Genomic DNA, 19,363 nt, shown 5'->3' with positions numbered 1-19,363 from the left:
GAATCCTCCTCGCCTTGCCGAGTTGGAACGGCTCAAAGGCGGACAGGTTCCGGGATCAGTTGGCGCTGGAAGGATCGTCGTCAGCCGGCTCGGGGGCGGCGTCGGCCGGTTGCGCCGCAGCCTTGGGCTTGGCGGCCTCGGTCTTCGGCTTGACCGTGTCGGCCTTGGCCGCGGTCGGCGGCGGCACGTCGGACTTCTGCTTGCAGCCTTTCAGCCAGACGTCATAGACGGCGTGCTCGACGGCGTTGAGGCCGGGGCTTTCGGCGAACATCCAGCCGGTGAAGATGCGGCGGATCTTGCGGTCGAGCGTGATCTCGTCGACCTCGACGAAGGAATCGGTCTTGGGCTGTTCCGTATCCGGCCGCGAATAGCAGACGCGGGGCGTCACCTGCAGAGCGCCGAACTGCACCGTCTCGTCGACATAGACGTCGAAGGTGATGATGCGTCCGGTGATCTTGTCGATGCCGGCGAACTCGGCCACCGGATTGGTGATGCGGTCGGCAACCGCGGGTGCCGCGGCCGGCGCCTGCGCGGCGAAAGCAGCCGTCGAGGCAATCAGAATCGACGTCGCCGCGATCAGCGCCTTAGAGATATGGCCGAAAGAGCTCATGCAAAATACCGGTGGTTGTGCCCGGGTGATTCTTCAACACCCAAGGCTAATCATGGCTGCGCAGTCAGCAACCAGCTAAATGCCAATTGTGGCGATAACGGACCGAAGCGGCGCCTTAGATGACGATCCGGAGGATTACGATCCCGGCGTCCAGGCGTCGTAGTCGCCGGTCACCTGCGGACGATGCTGATTGGTCAGAATCGAACCTTGCGGCCGATAGGCGCCAGGTGTTCCGGTGAGGTTCGCCCGATGCGGCTTCTGCCACTCGCGCGCCTTGTAGCTCTCGCTCGAGGGGGGCGTGTCGACACGGTGATGGATCCAGCCATGCCAGCCGGGCGGGATCTTCGAGGCTTCCGAATAGTCGCGGTAGATGATCCAGCGGCGGGTGCGGCCTTCCGAATCGACGCCGCCCTCGTAATAGACGTTGCCGGCCTCGTCCTCGCCGACCTTCTTGCCGAAGCGCCAGGTGTGCAAGCGCGTGCCCAGCGTCTGGCTATTCCACCAGGTGAAAAACTGCAGCAGGAAAGTTTTCATCCAGATCCTCGCGGCGGCAGCGGCTGCGCCTTTCTCCTGCTTATGGCGTCACGCCACAATGAAGGCAAGGGTTTTGCCATGCCCGCAGTATAAATGCTTCGTGCGCTAAATCGATGCACCGCTACTACCGGCGACAGCGCCGCTTGCCAAGCGTGGCCTGTCTTTCTAAAGCTCTGCCCGTCCGTTCCGGGCGCGCCTAGAGCCGGATGATTTCAGGTCGAATCGACCTGAAATCATCCGGCTCTAAAGAGATTGAGCATGATGTCGTCCGAAAACCGCTACACACTTTTCGGCATCATGCTCTAGGGAGGTGACGATTGACTCGTGATCCGTCCGCCGCCATCCGGATCAATGCCGAAGACATTCGCCGCCGCAAGGGCGGTGTGCCGATCGTCTGCCTCACCGCCTACACCTACCCCGTCGCTCGCCTGCTCGATCCGCATGTCGACCTGCTGCTGGTCGGCGACAGTGTCGCCATGGTCCTGCATGGTCACGCAACGACCCTCGGCGCCTCGCTGGACATGATGATCGCCCATGGCCAGGCCGTGATGCGCGGCTCGGCCAAAGCATGCGTCGTGGTCGACATGCCGGCCGGCAGCTATGAGGCCTCGCCGGCACAGGCCGTGACTGCGGCAAGGCGCATCGTCGAGGAAACGGGCTGCCAGGCTGTGAAGCTCGAAGGCGGCGTCGACATGGCCGTCCAGATCGCGGCGATCGTCGCGGCGGGAATACCCGTCATGGGTCATATCGGCCTGCAGCCACAGTCGGTGGAGAAGGAGGGCGGCTACAGGATCAAGGGCCGCACGGAGGAGAACATCGCAGCCCTCTTTCGCGATGCCGAGGCTGTGGAAAAAGCCGGCGCCTTCTCCGTCGTCATCGAGGGCACAGTGGAGGCGGTAGCGGCGAAGCTCAGCCATCATATACCCATACCGACGATCGGCATCGGCGCCAGTGCCGACTGCGACGGCCAGATCCTGGTGATCGACGACATGGTCGGCCTGACCGTCGATCGCGTGCCGAAATTCGTCAAGGAATATGCCGACTTGCGCAGCGTGGTGGCGGATGCGGCGGCGCGCTATGCGGCCGAGGTGCGCAGCCGGGCCTTTCCCGGTTCCGACCACGTCTTCACGACTGCACCCGGCAAGGACGAGATATGACCGCTCCCATCGTCGTCGACAGCGTCGCCGCCCTTCGCGCCCAGGTCCGGGACTGGCGGCAGGCCGGCCTCAAGGTCGCCATGGTGCCGACCATGGGCGCGCTGCATGACGGCCACATCTCGCTGGTCAGGATCGCGCTCGAACGGGCCGATCGCAGCGTCGTCTCGATCTTCGTCAATCCGACCCAGTTCGCGCCGACGGAAGATCTCGACAAATACCCGCGCCAGCTGGCGCGCGATCTCGACCGGTTGCGGGACGCAGGCGCGCACCTCGCCTTCACGCCCGGCGTGGCGGAAATGTACCCGGCCGGCTTCACCACCAAAATCTCGGTGGGCGGCCCTTCCTCCGGTCTCGAAACCGACTTCAGGCCGAATTTCTTCGACGGTGTCGCGACCGTGGTGGCCAAGCTCTTCCTGCAGGCAGAGCCCGATTGCGCCGTGTTCGGCGAGAAGGACTACCAGCAGCTTTGCGTCGTCAGGCAGCTCTGCCGCGATCTCGACCTGCCCGTCGAAATCGTCGGCGCGCCAACCGTGCGCGACGCTCACGGCCTCGCCATGTCGTCGCGCAATGCCTATCTCGGCGAGGCCGAGCTTGACATCGCGCGCCAGCTCAACGTGATCCTGCGCCGTGCGGCGGCGGCGCTTTCGGCCGGCGAGGACGAAGCCGGCGCCACCGAAGATGCTGCAAAGGCCCTTGTCTCAGCAGGCTTCCGGAAGGTCGACTATGTCGCCGCCCGCGCGAGCGTCACGCTTGCACCCTGGCAGCGGAAGCGCGACGGCCGTGTGCTCGCAGCAGCCTGGCTTGGCACGACGCGGTTGATCGACAACGTGGAAATCCCTTCCACCTGAGCGCTCGCTGCTCGACGGCTGCTGATCCTTGAATTGTCGCCACTGCCGCGATCGGCCTGCTCGCGAAACGCCTACTCTTCCGACGGCATGTGCAGATACATCGACTGGATGCCGACCCGGCCCGGTCCGGTGAAGCGGTTGACGACGAAATTCATGGCGGCGCCGAAGAAGCCGCTGGAAAGCTTGTCGATCCTCGTATCCATCCTCACCGAGGCGTCCTTGAACAGCCAGCCGCCTGGCTCGATGTCGATAGTTTCGCCGGGCGCCAGCACCTTCTCGAAGACGTTGCCGTAGCCGTGCAGCCAGACGATGCCGTCGCCGGTCTCGCCACGGAAACGGTCGATGAAGAAGCCGCTCTGGCCGAACAGCATCGTTCCCAGGCCGCGCACGCGCTCGAACGTGTAGTCGACGCTGGCGGTGGCGGCGAGAAACTGGTGCTCGCGCACCTGGATCTCTTCGCCGCGCCGGAGATGGATCGGCACGATATGGCCGGGCCCGTCGCGGCTGAAGGCAATGACACCCGGCCCGGACGCCTCGGTGACGAAGATCTGCATGCCGGCGATCATGCGCTTCAGCGCGCCCTTCAGCGACTTCAGGCCGATGGTGATGGTGGTGTTCTTCCAGAGCAGGATATGGTGCTCGAAATAGACCGGCATATTGGTCACATCGACCGACAGCACCGGCACCAGTTCGCCAGCGACGTGATAGGTCACGCCGCCGAAAGTCTCACCCGACACTTCGGTCGGCATCAGTTCCGGCAAGCTCGGCATGGTTTCCCCCTAGCGAGCGGCGCCCCTAACCTTGTGGCGGGTGCGAACGCTGCGTGGAACAGGTTTGATCGGGCGGATCGGCGCGATCAAATCAAAACCGCGCGATGATGCACGAGGATGCGCGCCGACGATCTAGCCGAGCCGCTTCTCCAGAATAAGCGCGGGCAATCCCGAATTGCCGCCGCAGTCGGCGGTCCTGCCCGCCGGCCGGAACCCATTGGCCTCGTAGAAGGCGATCGCCACGGCATTGGCTTCCTCGACCTCGAGACGCAGCGTATGCATCTCGGGAAAGCTGGCCTCGACCTCGTCGAGCAACGAGTGGCCAATGCCTCGCCGCTGGTAGGCCGGATGCACGTAGAGCTGGTTCAGAAGGACGATCTTCGGGTCGGTGGTGGCGGCGGCGAATGCCATGCCGCCGAGCCGCTTGCCATCGTCGGCGACCAGGAATTCGGAATTCGGTCGCGTCAACCGCGCCTTGAGCGAGGCGATCGAATGCCAGTCGTCGGTGATCGCGGTAACCCGCTCGGCGCCATAGATGGTGTCATAGGTCGCATGCCAGGTCTCGACCAGCAGCGCACGGACCGCAACCAGATCGCGTTCGCTGGCGGTGCGGACGAACATCGCCCTACTCGATGCCGAGCTTGGCCTTGACCAGGTCGTTGACCGCCTGCGGGTTGGCCTTGCCGCCGGTGGCCTTCATGACCTGACCGACGAACCAGCCGGCCATGGTCGGCTTGGCGCGCGCCTGCTCGGCCTTGTCCGGGTTGGCGGCGATGACCTCGTCGACCGCCTTCTCGATAGCGCCGGTGTCGGTGACCTGCTTCATGCCGCGGCTCTCGACCAGCTTGCGCGGATCGCCACCTTCGTTCCAGACGATCTCGAACAGGTCCTTGGCGATCTTGCCGGAAATGGTGCCTTCCTTGATCAGGTCTAGAACGGCACCGAGCTGATCAGGTGAAACCGGAGCATTTTCAATGTCTTTGCCGGCCTTGTTCAGCTGACCCAGCAGATCGTTGATGACCCAGTTGGCGGCGAGCTTGCCGTCGCGACCGGAGGCCACCTTCTCGAAATAGTCGGCAATCGGCTTCTCCGACACCAGGACGGAAGCGTCATAGGCCGACAGGCCGAGCACATCGACCAGCCGCGCCTTCTTGTCGTCGGGCAGCTCAGGCAGTTCCTTTTCGAGCGCGTCGACATAGGCCTGGTCGAACTCCAGTGGCAAAAGGTCTGGATCCGGGAAGTAGCGGTAGTCGTGCGCCTCCTCCTTGGAACGCATCGAACGCGTCTCGCCCTTGTTCGGGTCGAACAGGCGTGTCTCCTGGTCGATCTTGCCACCGTCTTCCAGGATGGCGATCTGCCGGCGCGCCTCGTATTCGATGGCCTGGCCGATGAAGCGGATCGAGTTCATGTTCTTGATCTCGCAGCGCGTGCCGAACGCGCCACCCGGACGACGGACGGAAACGTTGACATCGGCGCGCAGCGAGCCTTCGTCCATGTTGCCGTCGCACGTGCCGAGATAGCGCATGATCGAGCGAAGCTTCGTCACATAGGCCTTGGCTTCCTCCGCCGAGCGGATGTCGGGCTTGGAGACGATCTCCATCAGCGCCACGCCGGAGCGGTTGAGGTCGACATAGGACATCGTCGGGTGCTGGTCGTGCATCGACTTGCCGGCGTCCTGCTCCAGATGCAGGCGCTCGATGCCGACCTCGATATCCTCGAACTCGCCGTGCCGGTCGGGGCCGACCGAGACGATCACCTTGCCCTCGCCGACGATCGGCTGCTTGAACTGCGAGATCTGGTAGCCCTGCGGCAGGTCCGGATAGAAATAGTTCTTCCGGTCGAAGACCGACTTGTGGTTGATCGCGGCCTTGAGGCCGAGCCCAGTGCGGATCGCCTGCTTGACGCATTCCTCGTTGATGACCGGCAGCATGCCGGGCATCGCCGCGTCGACCAGGCTAACGTTGGCGTTGGGCGCCGCGCCGAACGACGTCGAGGCACCCGAGAAAAGCTTGGCCTGCGAGATCACTTGCGCATGCACTTCGAGCCCGATGATGACCTCCCAGTCGCCGGTGGCGCCGGGGATCAGACGTTTTGCGTCGGGGGTGCGGGTGTCGATGATGCTCATAGAGGCCTGCTCGTTCGCGAACGTGATTTTCACGCCAGACGTGAAAGTCACTCGCTAGTGCAAACCGCCTTGTGAGACAAGCCTCGCGCTGGCCTTCCGCGCCGCTTTCGCCTAAGAAGTGTCCATCCAATGGAGAGTGGATGTCCACTTACGTCAGTCCCGGTGAAGCCCTGACCTCGTAAGAGGCAGGGCAGGAAAACCTGAAACCCCGTGCCGCGATGTCTCGCGGCGGCGGCTTTTGTTGTTTTTCCCGGGAGTTCTCCAATGGGCATTTCGCGCAGCGCATGACCCCGAAAATCGGAACCGATTTTCGGAAAGGATCATGCGCCAACCAAGAGTGCCACGCGTCCAAGAGGACGCGCGGCGCTGTGGGGAACAGCGCATCCTGCATCTGCTCGCGCAGGGCGGACGTATCGAAATCGAAAAGAACGAGAGCAGGAAGATCGCCGCGGTTCGGTGCCTGACCCGCGACGGCTGGCGCTATCCGGGCTTCGACCTGGAACTCTTTCGAAAACTGAGGCGCAAGAAAGCGGTTTCCTCGACGGATGCCGGACCTTACCGCATCACCCGGCGCGGGCTCGAGCTGGTCCGCGCCGAGCTCGACAACCGATAGAACGCGCCGACGCCGCCGGCTGGCAACAGCCGGCGGTTTTTACTCAAGATCAAGCGGTGGCGATGTATTGCTTGATCTCTTCGGCCTCGCGCTCGACATCCTCGATGCGGCGCTTGACCACGTCACCGATGGAGACGATGCCGTCGAGCAGGCCGTTTTTCTCCACCGGCAGATGGCGGAAGCGGCCCCTCGTCATGATCTCCATGACCTCGTTGACCGTGTGGTTTTCGTTGCAGATCTTCACCTTCGGCGTCATCGCCGAACGCACGGGGATATCGAGCGCGGCGGCGCCTTCCCTGGCCACGACCTTGACGATGTCGCGCTCCGAGAGGATGCCGACGATCTTTCGGTCGCCATTGGTGATGACGAGCGCGCCGATCCTGTGCTCGGCCAGCATGCGAATGGCCTCGCTAAGTTTCTCATTGGGCCCGAGCGTGAACACGTCATGGCCCTTGCTTTCCAGAATTGCCTTAACCGTCATGGCGTCCTCCACTGCCTTTGACGCCGGCTCCCCCGCCCCGACCGGCTTTTGAGCCCCTGCGCCCTCGCAAAGACACTGGGTGCTTGGGCAACATCGTGCGCCGTGATTGGTTGCATTTCAAGTGGAAGCAGGTCTCAGACCGCGGGCCAAGGACGGTCGAAAAAACGCAAGCCGAAAAAGCCGGCGACGAAGCCGCCGATATGAGCCTCCCAGGCGATCTGGCCCTCGATTCCTGGCGCGAAGCCGATCAGGCCGGTGGCAAGATTTATGACCATCCAGACGCCCAGAAAGGTCATGACGCCACGCGAGCGCAACACCGCCGCGATCGGCAAGGGCTCGCCGGCGAAAGCGGCCTTGCCGGACGAACGGTCGACGCGGAAGCCATAGCGCGCCGCCGCGCCCATCATGCCGGAAATCGCGCCCGAAGCACCGACCAGCGGCGCCTCGCCATAGGGATGCAGCGCCCAGAACAGAACAACCGAAGCCAGCCCGGTCACAGCGTAGAATATCGCAAAGCGCAGCGCGCCGAGGCGATTGGCGAGCGGCGAGCCGAAAGCCGCAAGCCAGATCATGTTGATGGCGATGTGAGCAACGCCCCCATGCATGAACGCATAGGTGAACGGACGCGTGAACAGGAACCAGTCGAAGCCGTATTGGCCGGTATAGAGCACCGGAATGAAGGCACCGTCGTAGAGCAGCGTCATTTGCTGCGTCTCGTTCAGCCCATATTGCTGCAGCAGATAGACCGCCCCGCAAATGGCGATCACCGCGAGCACGATCGGAGGCAGATTGAACACCGGCTCGCGACGCGGCGGCTCGGGGGCCTCGTCCGGCAGCGGTTCGGTTTCGGTGGGATTTACCGGTTCGCTCATGCGCCCTTGCAGGTCTGGGACTCGATTTCGGCGAGCATGTAGATCACGCGCTTTCGAAGCACAAATAGCGAATCGCCACAGTCACGACCGGAAAAGCGCGAATCAGAACCGGGGGCGAATCAAAAAGAAGGCCGTCCAGGTGTCCCCCTGAACGGCCGGTCGAGTCCCCCTGCTCCCATAAACTCTGACTGAAGTGCTGCCGATCGCTGCTGAAACGACCGTTTTGGAGTGACTTTCGTGTGCCACGGGCGTCGCCAGCGCGCAATGTAAACCACTTGTTAACCTTAACGACCCCGAGGCGTGAACAAACGTTAACGATACTGGCACGCATCCTGCTCCGCACCGCATGAAGGTCATCGGAGGGCGCCCTGTCTGTTCGCCGATGGGACATCAAAAGACAGATTGTGCGGAGCGGAATGGACATGAAAGAAAAAGGATCGATCGCGCTGTTCCAATATTGGAACCAGCTGCGTGATGGTCGCCTTGCCCCGAAGCGATCGGAAGTGGAGCCGGCGGACATCAAGTCGCTTTTGGCGGACACCTTCATCCTGGAGCGCGACACGCGCGGCGAAGCGGTGTTCCGGCTGGCCGGCACAAGGCTCTGCGCCTATTACGGCCGGGAGCTCAAGGGCTTCTCCTTTCCCTCGCTCTGGCGCGAGAAGGACCAGCGGCTGGTGTCGCGGCTCATGCAGGGCGTTTTCGAGCAGAAATCGGTCCTGCTCATGACCTTCGAAGGGTTCAGCCGCAACGGCCGTTCCAACAAATTCGAGCTCCTGGCGCTGCCGCTGGACGGCGGTGCGGAGAACCAACGCTGCCTCGGCATCATCAGCACCGCCGACAAGCCGTTCTGGCTGGGCGCCGACCCGCTCGTCGACGCACTAATCGACACGATCCGGGTGATAGATCCCGAGAAGGAGCCGATGTTCCTGAAGAACCGGCCCGCGATCGACGTTCCATCGCTCGTCCCGGCCGAATTCGACCCTCCGGAGACCATTTCGGCGCTCGGCCGCGTGCGCCGCATCCGCCATCTCGTCGTCCTCGACGGCGGGCGTCACGAATGAGCCCGGCCGCGCGCGTTTTCTGCCTCGCACACGGTTAATTTTTCCGCCTGGAATCGACTTCCCGGCGTCGGCATTCGCGGCCGATTTTTCCCGTTTGTTAACCTGCTTTGCTGTACTTTTTGGGCGAAATTCCTCGCATCGTCGCGCGGAATGCCAATGGGGTGTAGGCGGTCATGAGGTCAGCGGCGGTAGATTATGCACCGTCACGAGCTGAACGGCGCAACTTTCAGCGTGTCCGCGTCAAGATTTACGGGCGCTTCATGCTGGAGGACCGCACCGAGCATCCATGCCAGGTGATCGACATGTCACCCGGCAACGTTGCGCTGCGCACCGATCGCATCGGCATGCCGGGCGAAAAGGTCATCGCCTATATCGACCATATCGGCCGCGTTGAAGGCGTCGTGACCCGCACCTCGCAGGACGGCTTCGCCATGACCGTCATCGCTTCGGATCGCAAGAAGGACAAGCTCGCCGCGCAGCTCACATGGCTTGCAAACAAGCATGAGCTAGACCTGCCCGAGGACCGTCGTCATGAGCGCGTGGCGCCGCGCAATCCGATGAGCGTTCTGCAGCTCACCGATGGGCGCCAGTATCAGTGCCGCATCATCGACCTGTCGCTGTCCGGTGCTGCGATCGAGATCGACGTCAAGCCGGCGATCGGCGTCCAGGTCATGCTCGGCACGATGCGCGGCCAGGTGGTGCGCCATTTCGAGGACGGCGTCGCCATCGAGTTCGCCGTCATCCAGCGGCCGGAAACGCTCGATCAGGAATTCAACGCGCCGCGGTCCTGACGCGGACCGCATAGCAAGCGCGAAGCCAACCGGCCCTCAGCGGCCGGTTTTTTGTTGCCTAGTCTTGATCGCCCGGAGCAGGCACGTCCCGTGCCGGCAGAACCCTCTCGCAAACCTGGGTAACCCTGAATAATCCAGGACCGCGATAGTTCAAATTTTATGTTTATTCGACCGGCGTTTTACTCAATGTCTACTTCGCGTTTTTGCGTCAAATAAATCCCAACGTGGCACAGTCTTCTCAAACGGGGAGACTACCACAATGAAAATGACGAGGGGCAAGCTGTTGCTCTTGGCAATGGCGATGCATCTGTCCGCGTGGGGAACGGCAAGCGCAGGACCGGTTTACATGCATACGGGTGGCCGCACTACCCAGCCGGTCGGTCACTATGATTTCTGTCAGCGCATTCCTGTCGAATGCAACGAGCGGACGCCGAAGGGCACGCCGGTCGAGCTGACGCGCAAGCTGTGGGCGACGATCGTCAACGTCAACAATTCGGTCAACACCCGCGTCAAGCCGCGCACCGACATGGAAATCTACGGTGTCGAGGAATACTGGGCCTATCCTGACAAGGGCGTCGGCGATTGCGAGGACTACGCGCTGGAGAAGCGGCGCGAGCTGATGGCTGCGGGTGTCCCGGCCGGCAATCTGTTGATGACGGTGGTGCGCCAGCCGAATGGCGATGGCCATGCCGTGCTCACCGTGCGCACCAGCCTCGGCGAGTTCATCCTCGATAACCTCGAGCCGAAAGTGCTCGCCTGGAACGACACGGTCTACACCTACCTCAAGCGTCAATCGACCGAGAATTCGGGCGTTTGGGTCACCATCAACGACGGCCGCGAGGATGCGGTCGCCAGCGTCCGCTAAGGGCGCCAAAGCGATTAGCTACGTCGTGCCCGCGCGGCGTGCTTAGGGAAAAGCCCGGTCGAGTCCCCACCCTCCCCGTCCCCAACGACCGGGTTTTAGGAGCCGGCCCCTGTCCCCGGGGCCGGCTCCGCTATTTCGGGCAGTACCCGTCTCGAGGTCGACCGGCCGGCGCCCTCTTGCCGAAGCGCCATTGGCCGGCGGCCCTTCCGGATCGGGGCAGACAGGAGTATAGCGCGATCATTGCGGATCAAGGCGATGCTGGAAGTCCCGGAGGATCGCGGTGCCCGGCACCGGTTGTTCAAGGCCATAGACGAGGCTTTCAAAACGGGCGACTTCGAGGGCCTCGGCAAGGCGCTCGGCGGCTCGGCGAACTGGTTCGACGAGAGGATGCCGTTCGAGCTCGGTCTCGGCCATCCGCTGGAATATGCCATCTACTGGAGCCCGGCCGCATTCATCGCCGCCTTGCTCGATGCCGGCTCGAACCCGAATTATGAGGATCCTGCCGGCTTTCCCTCGATCATTGCCGCGTTATCGACGGAACGGCCGGACAGGCTGGAGGTCTTGCGTACCCTGATCGAACACGGCGCCAACCCGGATATGCGCGGCGTGAACGACTGGACGCCCCTGCACTACGCGGTTTCGCGGCGTGACGCCGAGGCGATCCACCTGCTGCTGGTCTCGGGCGCGGACCCGTCGCTAAGGACCCGCATCGACGACTATGAGACACCATTGGAAGGCGCGGAAGAGGCCGGCTTCGAAGCCGGCGCCTTTCTGCTGCGTGAAGCGATGAACAGTCGCCGCGGATGAGGACGCGGCGCGCGGTCGCCGTTATACCACCGCCAACTTGGCCTTGAAGCGCTTGGCGTTGGCCACGTAATGGGCTGCCGAGACACGCAGCCGCTCGATCGCCGCTTGGTCCAGCGTCCTTATCACCTTGGCGGGCGAGCCGACGATCAGCGAATTGTCCGGGAAAACCTTGTTTTCCGTCACCAGCGCGCCGGCGCCGACCAGCGAGTTGCTGCCGATCCTGGCGCCGTTCAACACGATGGCACCCATGCCGATCAGGCTGTTGTCGCCGATCGTGCAGCCATGCAGCAGCGCCCTGTGGCCGATCGTGCAGCCTTGGCCGATGGTCAGCGGAAACCCCGGATCGGTGTGCATGATCGTATGTTCCTGCACATTGGTGTCGGCACCGATGATGATCGGTTCACCGTCGCCGCGGATGGCGACACCGAACCAGAAGCCGACATTGCGGCCGATCCTGATATTGCCGATCAGCGTGGCGTCGGGGGCGATCCAGTTGGTTTCCGCATCCTCGAACTCAGGCGCTTTCCCATCGATCGCATAGACCGGCATTTTGCGTCTCCGAATCGTCTCAACCAACGAATTCGAAAGACCCTAAGTTGGCGGTCGCCCAGGATGCAATGGTAATGATCACGACGCCGAGCGCCAGCGCCCAGGCAATGGCGGTGCAGCCGCAGGACAACAGCGCCATCGTGCCGATGCGCCCCTCGCGCCGGGCAGCCAAGGCTTCATTCGTGAGCATAAACGGTCCGGCGCAGGCCGTCGCCGCCAGTGAACGCAGGATATGGACCGGCGAAACATAAGGTTCGGCAAAGGCCAGGCGCCTGCCGGACAGCAACTCCATGGCCGACCCGGCCAGCCCGCAGGCCGTCAGACCGACCGCAAAAGCGTAAAGAACAAGCACAACGGGATCCATGTTTACCACTCGTTTACCATGAAAACGCACAGTCGTGCCAACGCGCTGCAAGAGCCATGCCGCGCAGGCTGTGCCGCCGAAGGACAGGTGGGCGGATCGGGAAAGAGCGAATGAAACAGGCAACCGCCGCCGAGAGCCCGGACTTCGAGGTCGTCGATTCGACCTTGATGAAGCGGGTCTTCTATGTTTTCGCGGCGCTGGCGCTGCTTTCGGTGGCGATCAGCGTCGGCGGCAAATGGCTTGGACGGTCGATCGCCATGGCCGGCTATTCGGATGACACGACGGTGCGCCGGATCGTCATGGGCAACAATCTGATCAGCGTGCCGGCAAACTTCATCCGCTTCGACCAGGCCAGGCGCGACGGCATCGCCTCGCGGCTCGATCTCTACCTGCGCTATCCCGAGATGGACGGCTACAGCACCGCCGCACGCGACGACTTCAACCACGCGACGACCAAGAAGATCGTGTTCCTGTCATTCGAGCCGCGCATGATGTCGCGCGACATGAGCGGCCGCTTCGCGCCGATCTACAGCGCCCTGATCGAAAAGCCGGGCACAGCCGGTCCGGGCGGCACGACGGTTTATGCCTTCAGCGAAAAATCAGGTTATCTCAACGAAGTGCTGGCCGTCGCCGAACGCCCCGGCAAGGATCCGTTCGTCGCCCGCTGCCTCAGCGGGCCGAGCGCCGAGGAATCGCTGGCCCCTTGCGAGCGCGACATTCAGGTCGGCGATGAGCTCAGCCTCACCTACCGTTTTCCGCGCGAGTTGCTGGCGAACTGGCCGGCGCTCGATGCGGCCATTGCAGCCAAGGTGACGGCTATCCTGAAAACGGGACACTAGCGGCCGGCTCAACGCTTCTCCGTTTCGGGCGCCAAGACATGGTCTGGCATCGCGCTGACAAGGCGCGCTAAAGATTGAGCATGACGCCAGCCTATCTCGCCTTCGACCCCGCCAGCCGCCGCCTCCGACTCGACCCGCACGAGCCGGCCTTCGTGCAGAACCCGTATGAGGCTTATGTCTTCCTGCACGGCGCCGCCAACGCCTTCTTCTGGGAGGACTACGGCTTCTGGTGTTTCGGCGGTTTCGATGACGTGAGCCGTCTTTTGCGCGACCGCCGTTTCGGCCGCCAGAACCCGGCGGGGATCCCCGACAGCCGCGGCGTGGGCGACGACCGCTCGCATCTCGTGTCCTTCGACGCGATCGAGGCAAATTCAATGCTGGAGCTTGAGCCGCCGGTGCATACGCGGCTGAGGACGCTGGTCAACCGCGCCTTCGTCTCGCGCCAGGTCGAGCGGCTGAGGCCGCGCATCGAGGCATTGGCCAATGAACTGGTCGACCGCTTCGAGCCGGGCGGCGTCGACCTATTGCCAGCCTATGCCTCGCCCTTGCCGATCACCATCATCGCCGAAATGCTCGGCGTCCCGGTCGATATGGGGCCGCAGCTGCTCGACTGGTCGCATCGGATGGTCGCGATGTACGTGCACGGGCGCACGCGCGAGATCGAGGACACGGCCAACCGCGCCGCGCGCGATTTCGCCGCTTTCCTGCGCGGCCATGTGGCCGAGCGGCGCAGGAGACCTGGCGACGACCTGCTTTCCCTGCTGATCGAGGCCCAGGACAACGGCCAGAAACTTTCCGAGGACGAGCTGGTGTCCTCGGCGATCCTGCTTCTCAATGCCGGCCATGAAGCGACTGTGCACCAGACGGGCAATGCGGTGCGCTCGATCCTGGCGCAAGGCGGCGATCCACGCCGCTTCTTCGAAACGCCGGAGAAAAACGTCGCGGCAGTCGAGGAATGCCTGCGCTACGACGCGCCGCTGCACATGTTCCTGCGCTATGCCTATGAGGAAATTGAAGTGTCGCCGGGCATTCTGGTCAAGCCCGGCGAGATGGTGGCATTGCTACTCGGCATGGCCAACCACGATCCCCTGGCCTTTGCCGAGCCCGACACATTCAATCCGGCGCGCACGGACCAGAAGAACGTCTCCTTCGGTGCCGGCATTCATTTTTGCATCGGCGCGCCGCTGGCGCGGCTGGAGTTGCAGGTGTCACTGAAAACGCTGTTCGACCGGCTGCCGGATCTGAGCCTGGCGGAGACGCCGCGCTTCCGCGACACTTACCATTTCCACGGTCTGGAACGGGTTGCCGTGACCTTTTGACCGCGAACCGATCCGCCTCGAAAGCTGAAATCGTCGTTCGGAACCTAAACATGAAATTCGCCTACCTGCAGGAGCCGCCTTTCTGCTTCACCGACGCGTCGGGCGCGATCACTGGCTGCGACGTGGAACTCGCCAAGCGGATATGCCAGATGCTCGGCGAGGACTTTTCGTCGATCGAGACGGAGTTCGCCGAACTGCTCCCCGGTTTGGTCGACGGCCGCTGGGACATGACGACCGGCCTGTTCATCTCGGAAGAGCGCAGCAAGCTCGTGGATTTCACACGGCCGATCTGGTCACTCCCGGACGGGCTCATGGTCGCCAGGGCCAACCCGCTGGACTTGACTGGCTACCGGTCCATCGCTCGGCACCCCTCCGCCGCGCTCGCAGTGATATCGGACCAGATCCAGCACCAGACCGCGCTGCGGAATGGCGTGCTGCCGCAACGGATCAGGATATTCGCAACACAGGCCGAAGCAGCCGAAGCCGTCGCGGCGGGTCACGCCGACGTCTATGCCAGCGTCGCCATGGCACATCGCGGCTATGTCAACGGGCGGCCAGGCGCGCTGCTCGATGTGATCGACGTCCCGGCCTCCGAACGGCAACCGGCCGCGGGCGCTTTCGCTCTCGCCAAGGGCAATGACGCGCTGCGCCGGCGCGTCGACCAATGCCTCGGTGACCTGCTCGGAAGCGCCTGGCACCGAGAGATCATGGGTCGCTATGGCTTTTCCGACAGCGATATCGACCGGCTGCTCTGATTACGGCTGCGAAGCAATCAAAGCTTGATCACATACCCCTTGCGCGTCGTCTCGAGCACTTCCCAGGTGCCCTTGAAACCTGGCCTCAGCACGAAACTGTCGCCGGCCCGGACAGTGCGGGTCTCGCCGCCATCCTCTGCGATGACCGAGACGCCGGACAGGATGTGGCAGAACTCCCATTCGTCATAGACGATGCGCCACTTGCCCGGCGTCGCTTCCCAGATGCCGGCATAAAGGCCGCCGTCGCGCTCCTCGACGTTCCAGGTGCGGAATTTCGGATCGCCGGAGATCACCCGGTCCGGGGCCGGCGCGCCGGCCTCCGGTTCGACGCTGTCGATATTGACCGCAAGAAAGGCCGACATATCAGACCTTGCCGAGCGCCTGTTCGAGGTCGGCGACGATGTCGTTGACGTCCTCGATGCCGATCGACAGCCGCACGGTATCCGGCCCGGCGCCGGCCTTGACCTTCTGCTCGTCGGAAAGCTGGCGATGCGTGGTCGAGGCCGGGTGGATGACCAGCGACTTGGTGTCGCCGACATTGGCGAGGTGCGAAAACAGCTCCAGCGCCTCGACGAATTTGACGCCGGCCTCGTAGCCGCCCTTGAGGCCGAAAGTAAACACGGCGCCGGCGCCCTGCGGCGAATATTTCTTCTGCAGCGCGTTGTTCTTATCGCTCGGAAGGCCGGGATAGTTCACCCAGGCAACCTTGGGATGGTTGGAGAGCCAGCCGGCGACGCTCGCGGCATTGTCACAATGGCGCTGCATGCGCAGCGGCAAGGTTTCCAGACCGGTCAGGATCAGGAAGGCGTTGAAGGGCGAGATCGCCGGGCCAAGGTCGCGCAGGCCGAGCACGCGCGCAGCGATGGCGAAAGCGAAATTGCCGAAGGTCTCGTGCAGCACCAGACCGCCATATTCGGGCCGCGGCTCCGACAGCATCGGATATTTGCCCGACTTCGACCAGTCGAACGTGCCGCCGTCGACAATGACGCCGCCGATCGAATTGCCATGGCCGCCGATGAACTTGGTCAGCGAATGCACGACGATGTCGGCGCCGTGCTCGATCGGCCGCACCAGATAGGGCGAGGCCAGCGTGTTGTCGACGATCAACGGCAGGCCATACTTGCGGGCGATGTCGCCGATCTTTTCGATGTCGACGAAGACGCCACCGGGATTGGCAAGACTTTCGATGAAGATCGCCTTGGTCTTGTCGTCGATCTGGCTCTCGAAGGTCGCGAGGTCGTTGACGTCGGCCCAGCGCACCTCCCAGCCATAATTCTTGAAGGCGTGGCCGAACTGGTTGATCGATCCGCCATAGAGCTTGTTGGCGGCGATGAAATTGTCGCCGGGGCGCATCAGATTGTGAAAGACGATGACCTGCGCGGCATGGCCCGAGGCAACGGCAAGCGCCGCCGTGCCGCCTTCGAGTGCTGCGACGCGCTCCTCGAGCACCGCCTGGGTCGGGTTCATGATGCGGGTGTAGATGTTGCCGAAGGCCTTCAGCCCGAACAGCGAGGCGGCATGGTCGGCGTCGTCGAAGACAAAGGAGGTGGTCTGGTAGATCGGCGTGGCCCGAGCGCCAGTGGCCGGATCGGGCTTGGCGCCGGCATGAACGGCGAGCGTGTTGAAACCGGGCGTACTGGTCATCGAAATCCTCTCCTGACCGTTCTAAAATCGCCGGGCATTCTTGGCGAAGCCCGGCTGGGAATGCAAAGAAGAAAATACCTTTCGGCGTGCGATCTTCGGCGAACGCCCGAGAAAATCCATTTCTTCCCGGTATAATTTTGCGCGAGCTGCGCTCCGCTATTTCTGCCGCACGCCGAAGCTCTGAAAACCCTGGCGCATTATCGGCTTCTTCGACGACAGAACGCCGGAATTGACGCCGGTCCAACCGATTTCGCCCGACAGCTTGCCATATTCGATCTTGGGGCAGCGGTTCATCACCACCTTGATGCCGGCCGCCTCGGCGCGGGCAGCGGCCTCGTCGTGGCGTACGCTAAGCTGCATCCAGACGACCTTGGGCAACGGATCGAGTTTCAGCACCTGGTCGACGATACCAGGGACTACCGCCGAGCCGCGAAAAATGTCGACCATGTCGACCGGCTGCGGCACGTCGGCCAGGCTGGCATAGACGGTGCGGCCAAGGATCTCCTTGCCGGCGTGTCCGGGATTGATCGGGAACACCGAAAAACCCTTGGCCAAAAGGTATTTCAGCACGAAATAACTCGGCCGCACATCGTTCGGCGAAGCGCCAACCATGGCGATGGTTTTCACCGAGTTCAGAATGCCGGCGATGTAGGCGTTGTCGTAAGTGTCGTGGTTCATGGCTCGTCCTCATATAGCGCTTCGGCGAGAAAGGCAGCCGGATCGCTGCAGAAGTCGCGCATCATGCGAAAATGATCGGTGTCCTGAAAATCAATCAGGTCGAGGCCGAAGCGGCTGATGCGGAAGAGCCGCGCGTTCGGACAAGCCATCAGCAGCGGCGAGTGCGTGGCCATGATCACCTGCGCCGTGCCGGACTGCTCCATGCGTTGAAGCAATTTGAGCAGCTCGATCTGGCGTGTCGGCGACAGCGCGCTTTCGGGCTCGTCGAGAATGTAGATGCCTTGCCGGCGGCAGCGTTCCTCAAAGAAGCGGATAAAACCTTCGCCATGCGACCATGAGAGGAAATCGGGCGGCGCACCGCCGGATTCCCGCGCCGCCGCGTCGAGATAGCGTGCAACCGAATAGAAGGACTCGGCGCGAAAGAACCAACCCGCGGTCACCTTTGGCAGCCAGTGGCACCGGAAACTGCTCGCCAATCCTGCGCCGCTCTTGTCGATGGCGCGAGAATGATCGACGGGCATGTAGCCCTTGCCGCCGCCAGCCTCGTCATAACCGGCCAAGGCACCGATCGCTTCAAGCAGCGTCGATTTGCCGGTGCCGTTCTCGCCGACGATGATGGTGATGGCCGAGGCGAATTCGAACTCGAATGCGCCCTCCCGAAAGAGCGGCAGGTTCCAGGGATATTTGTCCCAGTCGGCAACGCGCGACGGCTCAAGCAGGATGCGCCTGAGATAGGGCGCTTTCAGCCGCGTCAGTTGCTTGCGGGCAGCCATGTCGCACCTTCAGCGATGGGATGGCGCGGCTTCATTCAGGCCCGCTACTCGTCGGTCCATTCCGGCTTGCGCTTGCCGATGAAGGCGCCGATGCCTTCCTCGGCGTCGCGTGCCAGCATGTTCTCGACCATCACCCGGCCGGTATAGGCATAGGCATCGGCCAGCCCCATTTCGGTCTGGGCGTAGAAGGCTTCCTTGCCAGTCTTGACGACCAAAGACGATTTCGAAGCAATGGTTTGCGCGTATTTGTTGACAACTTGATTCAGATATTCGCGCGGCACGATGCGGTTGATCAGGCCGAATTCCTTCGCGGTCGCGGCATCGATCGTCTCACCGGTGAGCAGCATTTCCATCGCCTGCTTGCGCGAGACGTTGCGCGACAGCGCCACCATGGGTGTCGAGCAGAACAGGCCGATGTTGACGCCCGGCGTGCAGAAGGTCGCTTCGTGCGAGGCGATGGCAAGGTCGCAGCTGGCGACCAGTTGCAGGCCGGCGGCTGTGGCAAGGCCATCGACCTCGGCGATCACCGGCTTTGGATGGCGCACAATTGTCTGCATGAGCTTGGCACAAGCGGCGAAGGTCTTTTCGAAGAAGGCCTTGCCGCGATCCGTTTCGGCGCGGTGGGCCGTCATCTCCTTGAGGTCGTGACCGGCGCAGAACACTTTTCCTGACCCCGCCAGGATGATGACGCGCACGGATTTGTCTTCTCTCACACGGTCGAATTCGGCCTGCAGGGCCGCCATTGTCGCCAGCGACAGCGCATTGGCCGGCGGGCTGGCGAGCGTGAGGCGCAGGACGCCCTTGTCCTGGCTGACAAGAACGGGGCCGTCGGCGACGGCGGGCTTGATGGCGACGACTTCGGCCATTTCCAATCTCTCGGGTCAGCGCTCGCGGCGCATGGAGCAACA

The 19,363-nt window shown here is 63.0% G+C and carries 24 protein-coding genes; 10 read left to right on the top strand and 14 right to left on the bottom strand.

Annotated features, from left to right (window positions below):
* Positions 1-55 precede the first annotated feature (55 nt).
* Both EN869_RS29960 and EN869_RS29955 read right to left on the bottom strand, forming a co-directional pair.
* Complete coding sequence (locus EN869_RS29960) at positions 56-610, bottom strand: DUF2155 domain-containing protein (protein WP_127230147.1); 555 nt, start codon at positions 608-610, stop codon at positions 56-58.
* 135 nt (positions 611-745) lie between these two features.
* The gene (locus EN869_RS29955) at positions 746-1,144 is read right to left on the bottom strand and encodes an NADH:ubiquinone oxidoreductase subunit NDUFA12 (RefSeq protein WP_127230146.1); all 399 of its coding nucleotides are present in this window, start codon (positions 1,142-1,144) and stop codon (positions 746-748) included.
* A gap of 317 nt (positions 1,145-1,461) precedes the next feature.
* On the opposite strand from EN869_RS29955, the gene panB reads away from it, so the two are divergent.
* Together panB and panC are read left to right on the top strand one after the other, a co-directional pair.
* Positions 1,462-2,301: a 3-methyl-2-oxobutanoate hydroxymethyltransferase gene (gene panB, locus EN869_RS29950; RefSeq protein WP_127230145.1), complete on the top strand. Its 840-nt coding sequence runs from the start codon at positions 1,462-1,464 to the stop codon at positions 2,299-2,301.
* Entirely contained in the window at positions 2,298-3,149 is an 852-nt protein-coding gene (panC, locus tag EN869_RS29945; RefSeq protein WP_127230144.1) for a pantoate--beta-alanine ligase, read from the top strand. Before panB ends, panC begins: the two co-directional genes overlap by 4 nt.
* A gap of 71 nt (positions 3,150-3,220) precedes the next feature.
* Here panC and EN869_RS29940 read toward each other — a convergent pair whose 3' ends face one another.
* From EN869_RS29940 to gatB, 3 genes are all read right to left on the bottom strand, one after another.
* Positions 3,221-3,919, bottom strand: a complete 699-nt coding sequence (locus tag EN869_RS29940) for an AIM24 family protein (protein ID WP_127230143.1) — start codon at positions 3,917-3,919, stop codon at positions 3,221-3,223.
* Between the two features lie 132 nt (positions 3,920-4,051).
* On the bottom strand, positions 4,052-4,540 hold the full coding sequence (locus tag EN869_RS29935; protein WP_127230142.1) for a GNAT family N-acetyltransferase: 489 nt from the start codon (positions 4,538-4,540) through the stop codon (positions 4,052-4,054).
* A gap of 4 nt (positions 4,541-4,544) precedes the next feature.
* Entirely contained in the window at positions 4,545-6,044 is a 1,500-nt protein-coding gene (gene gatB, locus EN869_RS29930) for an Asp-tRNA(Asn)/Glu-tRNA(Gln) amidotransferase subunit GatB (protein ID WP_127230141.1), read from the bottom strand.
* A 322-nt stretch (positions 6,045-6,366) separates the two neighbouring features.
* On the opposite strand from gatB, the gene EN869_RS29920 reads away from it, so the two are divergent.
* Positions 6,367-6,657 (top strand): YjhX family toxin, encoded by a 291-nt coding sequence (locus EN869_RS29920; RefSeq protein ID WP_127230140.1) that lies wholly within the window; start codon positions 6,367-6,369, stop codon positions 6,655-6,657.
* Positions 6,658-6,706: 49 nt separating this feature from the next.
* On the opposite strand, the gene EN869_RS29915 is transcribed toward EN869_RS29920, so the two are convergent.
* Positions 6,707-7,138, bottom strand: coding sequence for a CBS domain-containing protein (locus EN869_RS29915; protein ID WP_112130040.1), 432 nt, complete (start codon positions 7,136-7,138; stop codon positions 6,707-6,709).
* 134 nt (positions 7,139-7,272) lie between these two features.
* On the bottom strand, positions 7,273-8,010 hold the full coding sequence (locus tag EN869_RS29910; RefSeq protein ID WP_127230139.1) for a rhomboid family intramembrane serine protease: 738 nt from the start codon (positions 8,008-8,010) through the stop codon (positions 7,273-7,275).
* A 422-nt stretch (positions 8,011-8,432) separates the two neighbouring features.
* Between EN869_RS29910 and EN869_RS29905 the strand changes: the two genes are divergently transcribed.
* The 4 genes from EN869_RS29905 to EN869_RS29890 all read left to right on the top strand — a co-directional run bounded on the left by EN869_RS29905 (position 8,433) and on the right by EN869_RS29890 (position 11,534).
* A complete protein-coding gene (locus tag EN869_RS29905; RefSeq protein WP_127230138.1) occupies positions 8,433-9,071 on the top strand; it encodes a PAS domain-containing protein in 639 nt (212 codons plus the stop codon).
* A 173-nt stretch (positions 9,072-9,244) separates the two neighbouring features.
* Positions 9,245-9,862, top strand: coding sequence for a PilZ domain-containing protein (locus EN869_RS29900; protein WP_127230137.1), 618 nt, complete (start codon positions 9,245-9,247; stop codon positions 9,860-9,862).
* A 259-nt stretch (positions 9,863-10,121) separates the two neighbouring features.
* Positions 10,122-10,727, top strand: a complete 606-nt coding sequence (locus EN869_RS29895; protein WP_127230136.1) for a transglutaminase-like cysteine peptidase — start codon at positions 10,122-10,124, stop codon at positions 10,725-10,727.
* A gap of 255 nt (positions 10,728-10,982) precedes the next feature.
* Positions 10,983-11,534 (top strand): ankyrin repeat domain-containing protein, encoded by a 552-nt coding sequence (locus tag EN869_RS29890; RefSeq protein ID WP_127230135.1) that lies wholly within the window; start codon positions 10,983-10,985, stop codon positions 11,532-11,534.
* 21 nt (positions 11,535-11,555) lie between these two features.
* Here EN869_RS29890 and EN869_RS29885 read toward each other — a convergent pair whose 3' ends face one another.
* Entirely contained in the window at positions 11,556-12,083 is a 528-nt protein-coding gene (locus EN869_RS29885) for a gamma carbonic anhydrase family protein (protein ID WP_127230134.1), read from the bottom strand.
* A 19-nt stretch (positions 12,084-12,102) separates the two neighbouring features.
* Entirely contained in the window at positions 12,103-12,447 is a 345-nt protein-coding gene (locus tag EN869_RS29880) for a hypothetical protein (RefSeq protein ID WP_127230133.1), read from the bottom strand.
* 110 nt (positions 12,448-12,557) lie between these two features.
* Between EN869_RS29880 and EN869_RS29875 the strand changes: the two genes are divergently transcribed.
* The 3 genes from EN869_RS29875 (at position 12,558) to EN869_RS29865 (ending at position 15,360) form a co-directional block, all read left to right on the top strand.
* Complete coding sequence (locus EN869_RS29875) at positions 12,558-13,286, top strand: hypothetical protein (RefSeq protein WP_127230132.1); 729 nt, start codon at positions 12,558-12,560, stop codon at positions 13,284-13,286.
* An 80-nt stretch (positions 13,287-13,366) separates the two neighbouring features.
* Entirely contained in the window at positions 13,367-14,605 is a 1,239-nt protein-coding gene (locus EN869_RS29870; protein WP_127230186.1) for a cytochrome P450, read from the top strand.
* Positions 14,606-14,655: 50 nt separating this feature from the next.
* Positions 14,656-15,360: a transporter substrate-binding domain-containing protein gene (locus EN869_RS29865; RefSeq protein ID WP_127230131.1), complete on the top strand. Its 705-nt coding sequence runs from the start codon at positions 14,656-14,658 to the stop codon at positions 15,358-15,360.
* Positions 15,361-15,377: 17 nt separating this feature from the next.
* On the opposite strand, the gene EN869_RS29860 is transcribed toward EN869_RS29865, so the two are convergent.
* The 5 genes from EN869_RS29860 to EN869_RS29840 form a co-directional block, all read right to left on the bottom strand.
* Positions 15,378-15,722, bottom strand: coding sequence for a cupin domain-containing protein (locus tag EN869_RS29860; RefSeq protein WP_127230130.1), 345 nt, complete (start codon positions 15,720-15,722; stop codon positions 15,378-15,380).
* A gap of 1 nt (position 15,723) precedes the next feature.
* Positions 15,724-17,004: an O-acetylhomoserine aminocarboxypropyltransferase gene (locus EN869_RS29855; protein ID WP_127230129.1), complete on the bottom strand. Its 1,281-nt coding sequence runs from the start codon at positions 17,002-17,004 to the stop codon at positions 15,724-15,726.
* A 156-nt stretch (positions 17,005-17,160) separates the two neighbouring features.
* Positions 17,161-17,682, bottom strand: a complete 522-nt coding sequence (locus EN869_RS29850; RefSeq protein WP_127230128.1) for a CoA-binding protein — start codon at positions 17,680-17,682, stop codon at positions 17,161-17,163.
* Positions 17,679-18,455: an AAA family ATPase gene (locus tag EN869_RS29845; RefSeq protein ID WP_127230127.1), complete on the bottom strand. Its 777-nt coding sequence runs from the start codon at positions 18,453-18,455 to the stop codon at positions 17,679-17,681. The genes EN869_RS29850 and EN869_RS29845 overlap by 4 nt, the downstream gene beginning before the upstream one ends.
* A 44-nt stretch (positions 18,456-18,499) precedes the next feature.
* The gene (locus EN869_RS29840; protein ID WP_127230126.1) at positions 18,500-19,321 is read right to left on the bottom strand and encodes an enoyl-CoA hydratase; all 822 of its coding nucleotides are present in this window, start codon (positions 19,319-19,321) and stop codon (positions 18,500-18,502) included.
* Positions 19,322-19,363: the final 42 nt, after the last annotated feature.

The sequence above is a fragment of the Mesorhizobium sp. M2D.F.Ca.ET.226.01.1.1 genome (genome assembly GCF_004022705.2).
Classification (GTDB): Bacteria; Pseudomonadota; Alphaproteobacteria; order Rhizobiales; family Rhizobiaceae; genus Mesorhizobium.
This window is presented reverse-complemented; position numbering and strand designations above follow the sequence as displayed.

Coding starts and splice junctions, on each gene's coding strand:
- EN869_RS29960 (WP_127230147.1), bottom strand. CDS start 610: ATGAGCTCTTTCGGCCATATCTCTAAGGCGCTGATCGCGGCGACGTCG.
- EN869_RS29955 (WP_127230146.1), bottom strand. CDS start 1,144: ATGAAAACTTTCCTGCTGCAGTTTTTCACCTGGTGGAATAGCCAGACG.
- panC (WP_127230144.1), top strand. CDS start 2,298: ATGACCGCTCCCATCGTCGTCGACAGCGTCGCCGCCCTTCGCGCCCAG.
- EN869_RS29940 (WP_127230143.1), bottom strand. CDS start 3,919: ATGCCGAGCTTGCCGGAACTGATGCCGACCGAAGTGTCGGGTGAGACT.
- EN869_RS29935 (WP_127230142.1), bottom strand. CDS start 4,540: ATGTTCGTCCGCACCGCCAGCGAACGCGATCTGGTTGCGGTCCGTGCG.
- gatB (WP_127230141.1), bottom strand. CDS start 6,044: ATGAGCATCATCGACACCCGCACCCCCGACGCAAAACGTCTGATCCCC.
- EN869_RS29920 (WP_127230140.1), top strand. CDS start 6,367: ATGCGCCAACCAAGAGTGCCACGCGTCCAAGAGGACGCGCGGCGCTGT.
- EN869_RS29915 (WP_112130040.1), bottom strand. CDS start 7,138: ATGACGGTTAAGGCAATTCTGGAAAGCAAGGGCCATGACGTGTTCACG.
- EN869_RS29910 (WP_127230139.1), bottom strand. CDS start 8,010: ATGAGCGAACCGGTAAATCCCACCGAAACCGAACCGCTGCCGGACGAG.
- EN869_RS29905 (WP_127230138.1), top strand. CDS start 8,433: ATGAAAGAAAAAGGATCGATCGCGCTGTTCCAATATTGGAACCAGCTG.
- EN869_RS29900 (WP_127230137.1), top strand. CDS start 9,245: ATGAGGTCAGCGGCGGTAGATTATGCACCGTCACGAGCTGAACGGCGC.
- EN869_RS29895 (WP_127230136.1), top strand. CDS start 10,122: ATGAAAATGACGAGGGGCAAGCTGTTGCTCTTGGCAATGGCGATGCAT.
- EN869_RS29890 (WP_127230135.1), top strand. CDS start 10,983: ATGCTGGAAGTCCCGGAGGATCGCGGTGCCCGGCACCGGTTGTTCAAG.
- EN869_RS29885 (WP_127230134.1), bottom strand. CDS start 12,083: ATGCCGGTCTATGCGATCGATGGGAAAGCGCCTGAGTTCGAGGATGCG.
- EN869_RS29880 (WP_127230133.1), bottom strand. CDS start 12,447: ATGGATCCCGTTGTGCTTGTTCTTTACGCTTTTGCGGTCGGTCTGACG.
- EN869_RS29875 (WP_127230132.1), top strand. CDS start 12,558: ATGAAACAGGCAACCGCCGCCGAGAGCCCGGACTTCGAGGTCGTCGAT.
- EN869_RS29870 (WP_127230186.1), top strand. CDS start 13,367: ATGACGCCAGCCTATCTCGCCTTCGACCCCGCCAGCCGCCGCCTCCGA.
- EN869_RS29865 (WP_127230131.1), top strand. CDS start 14,656: ATGAAATTCGCCTACCTGCAGGAGCCGCCTTTCTGCTTCACCGACGCG.
- EN869_RS29860 (WP_127230130.1), bottom strand. CDS start 15,722: ATGTCGGCCTTTCTTGCGGTCAATATCGACAGCGTCGAACCGGAGGCC.
- EN869_RS29855 (WP_127230129.1), bottom strand. CDS start 17,004: ATGACCAGTACGCCCGGTTTCAACACGCTCGCCGTTCATGCCGGCGCC.
- EN869_RS29850 (WP_127230128.1), bottom strand. CDS start 17,682: ATGAACCACGACACTTACGACAACGCCTACATCGCCGGCATTCTGAAC.
- EN869_RS29845 (WP_127230127.1), bottom strand. CDS start 18,455: ATGGCTGCCCGCAAGCAACTGACGCGGCTGAAAGCGCCCTATCTCAGG.
- EN869_RS29840 (WP_127230126.1), bottom strand. CDS start 19,321: ATGGCCGAAGTCGTCGCCATCAAGCCCGCCGTCGCCGACGGCCCCGTT.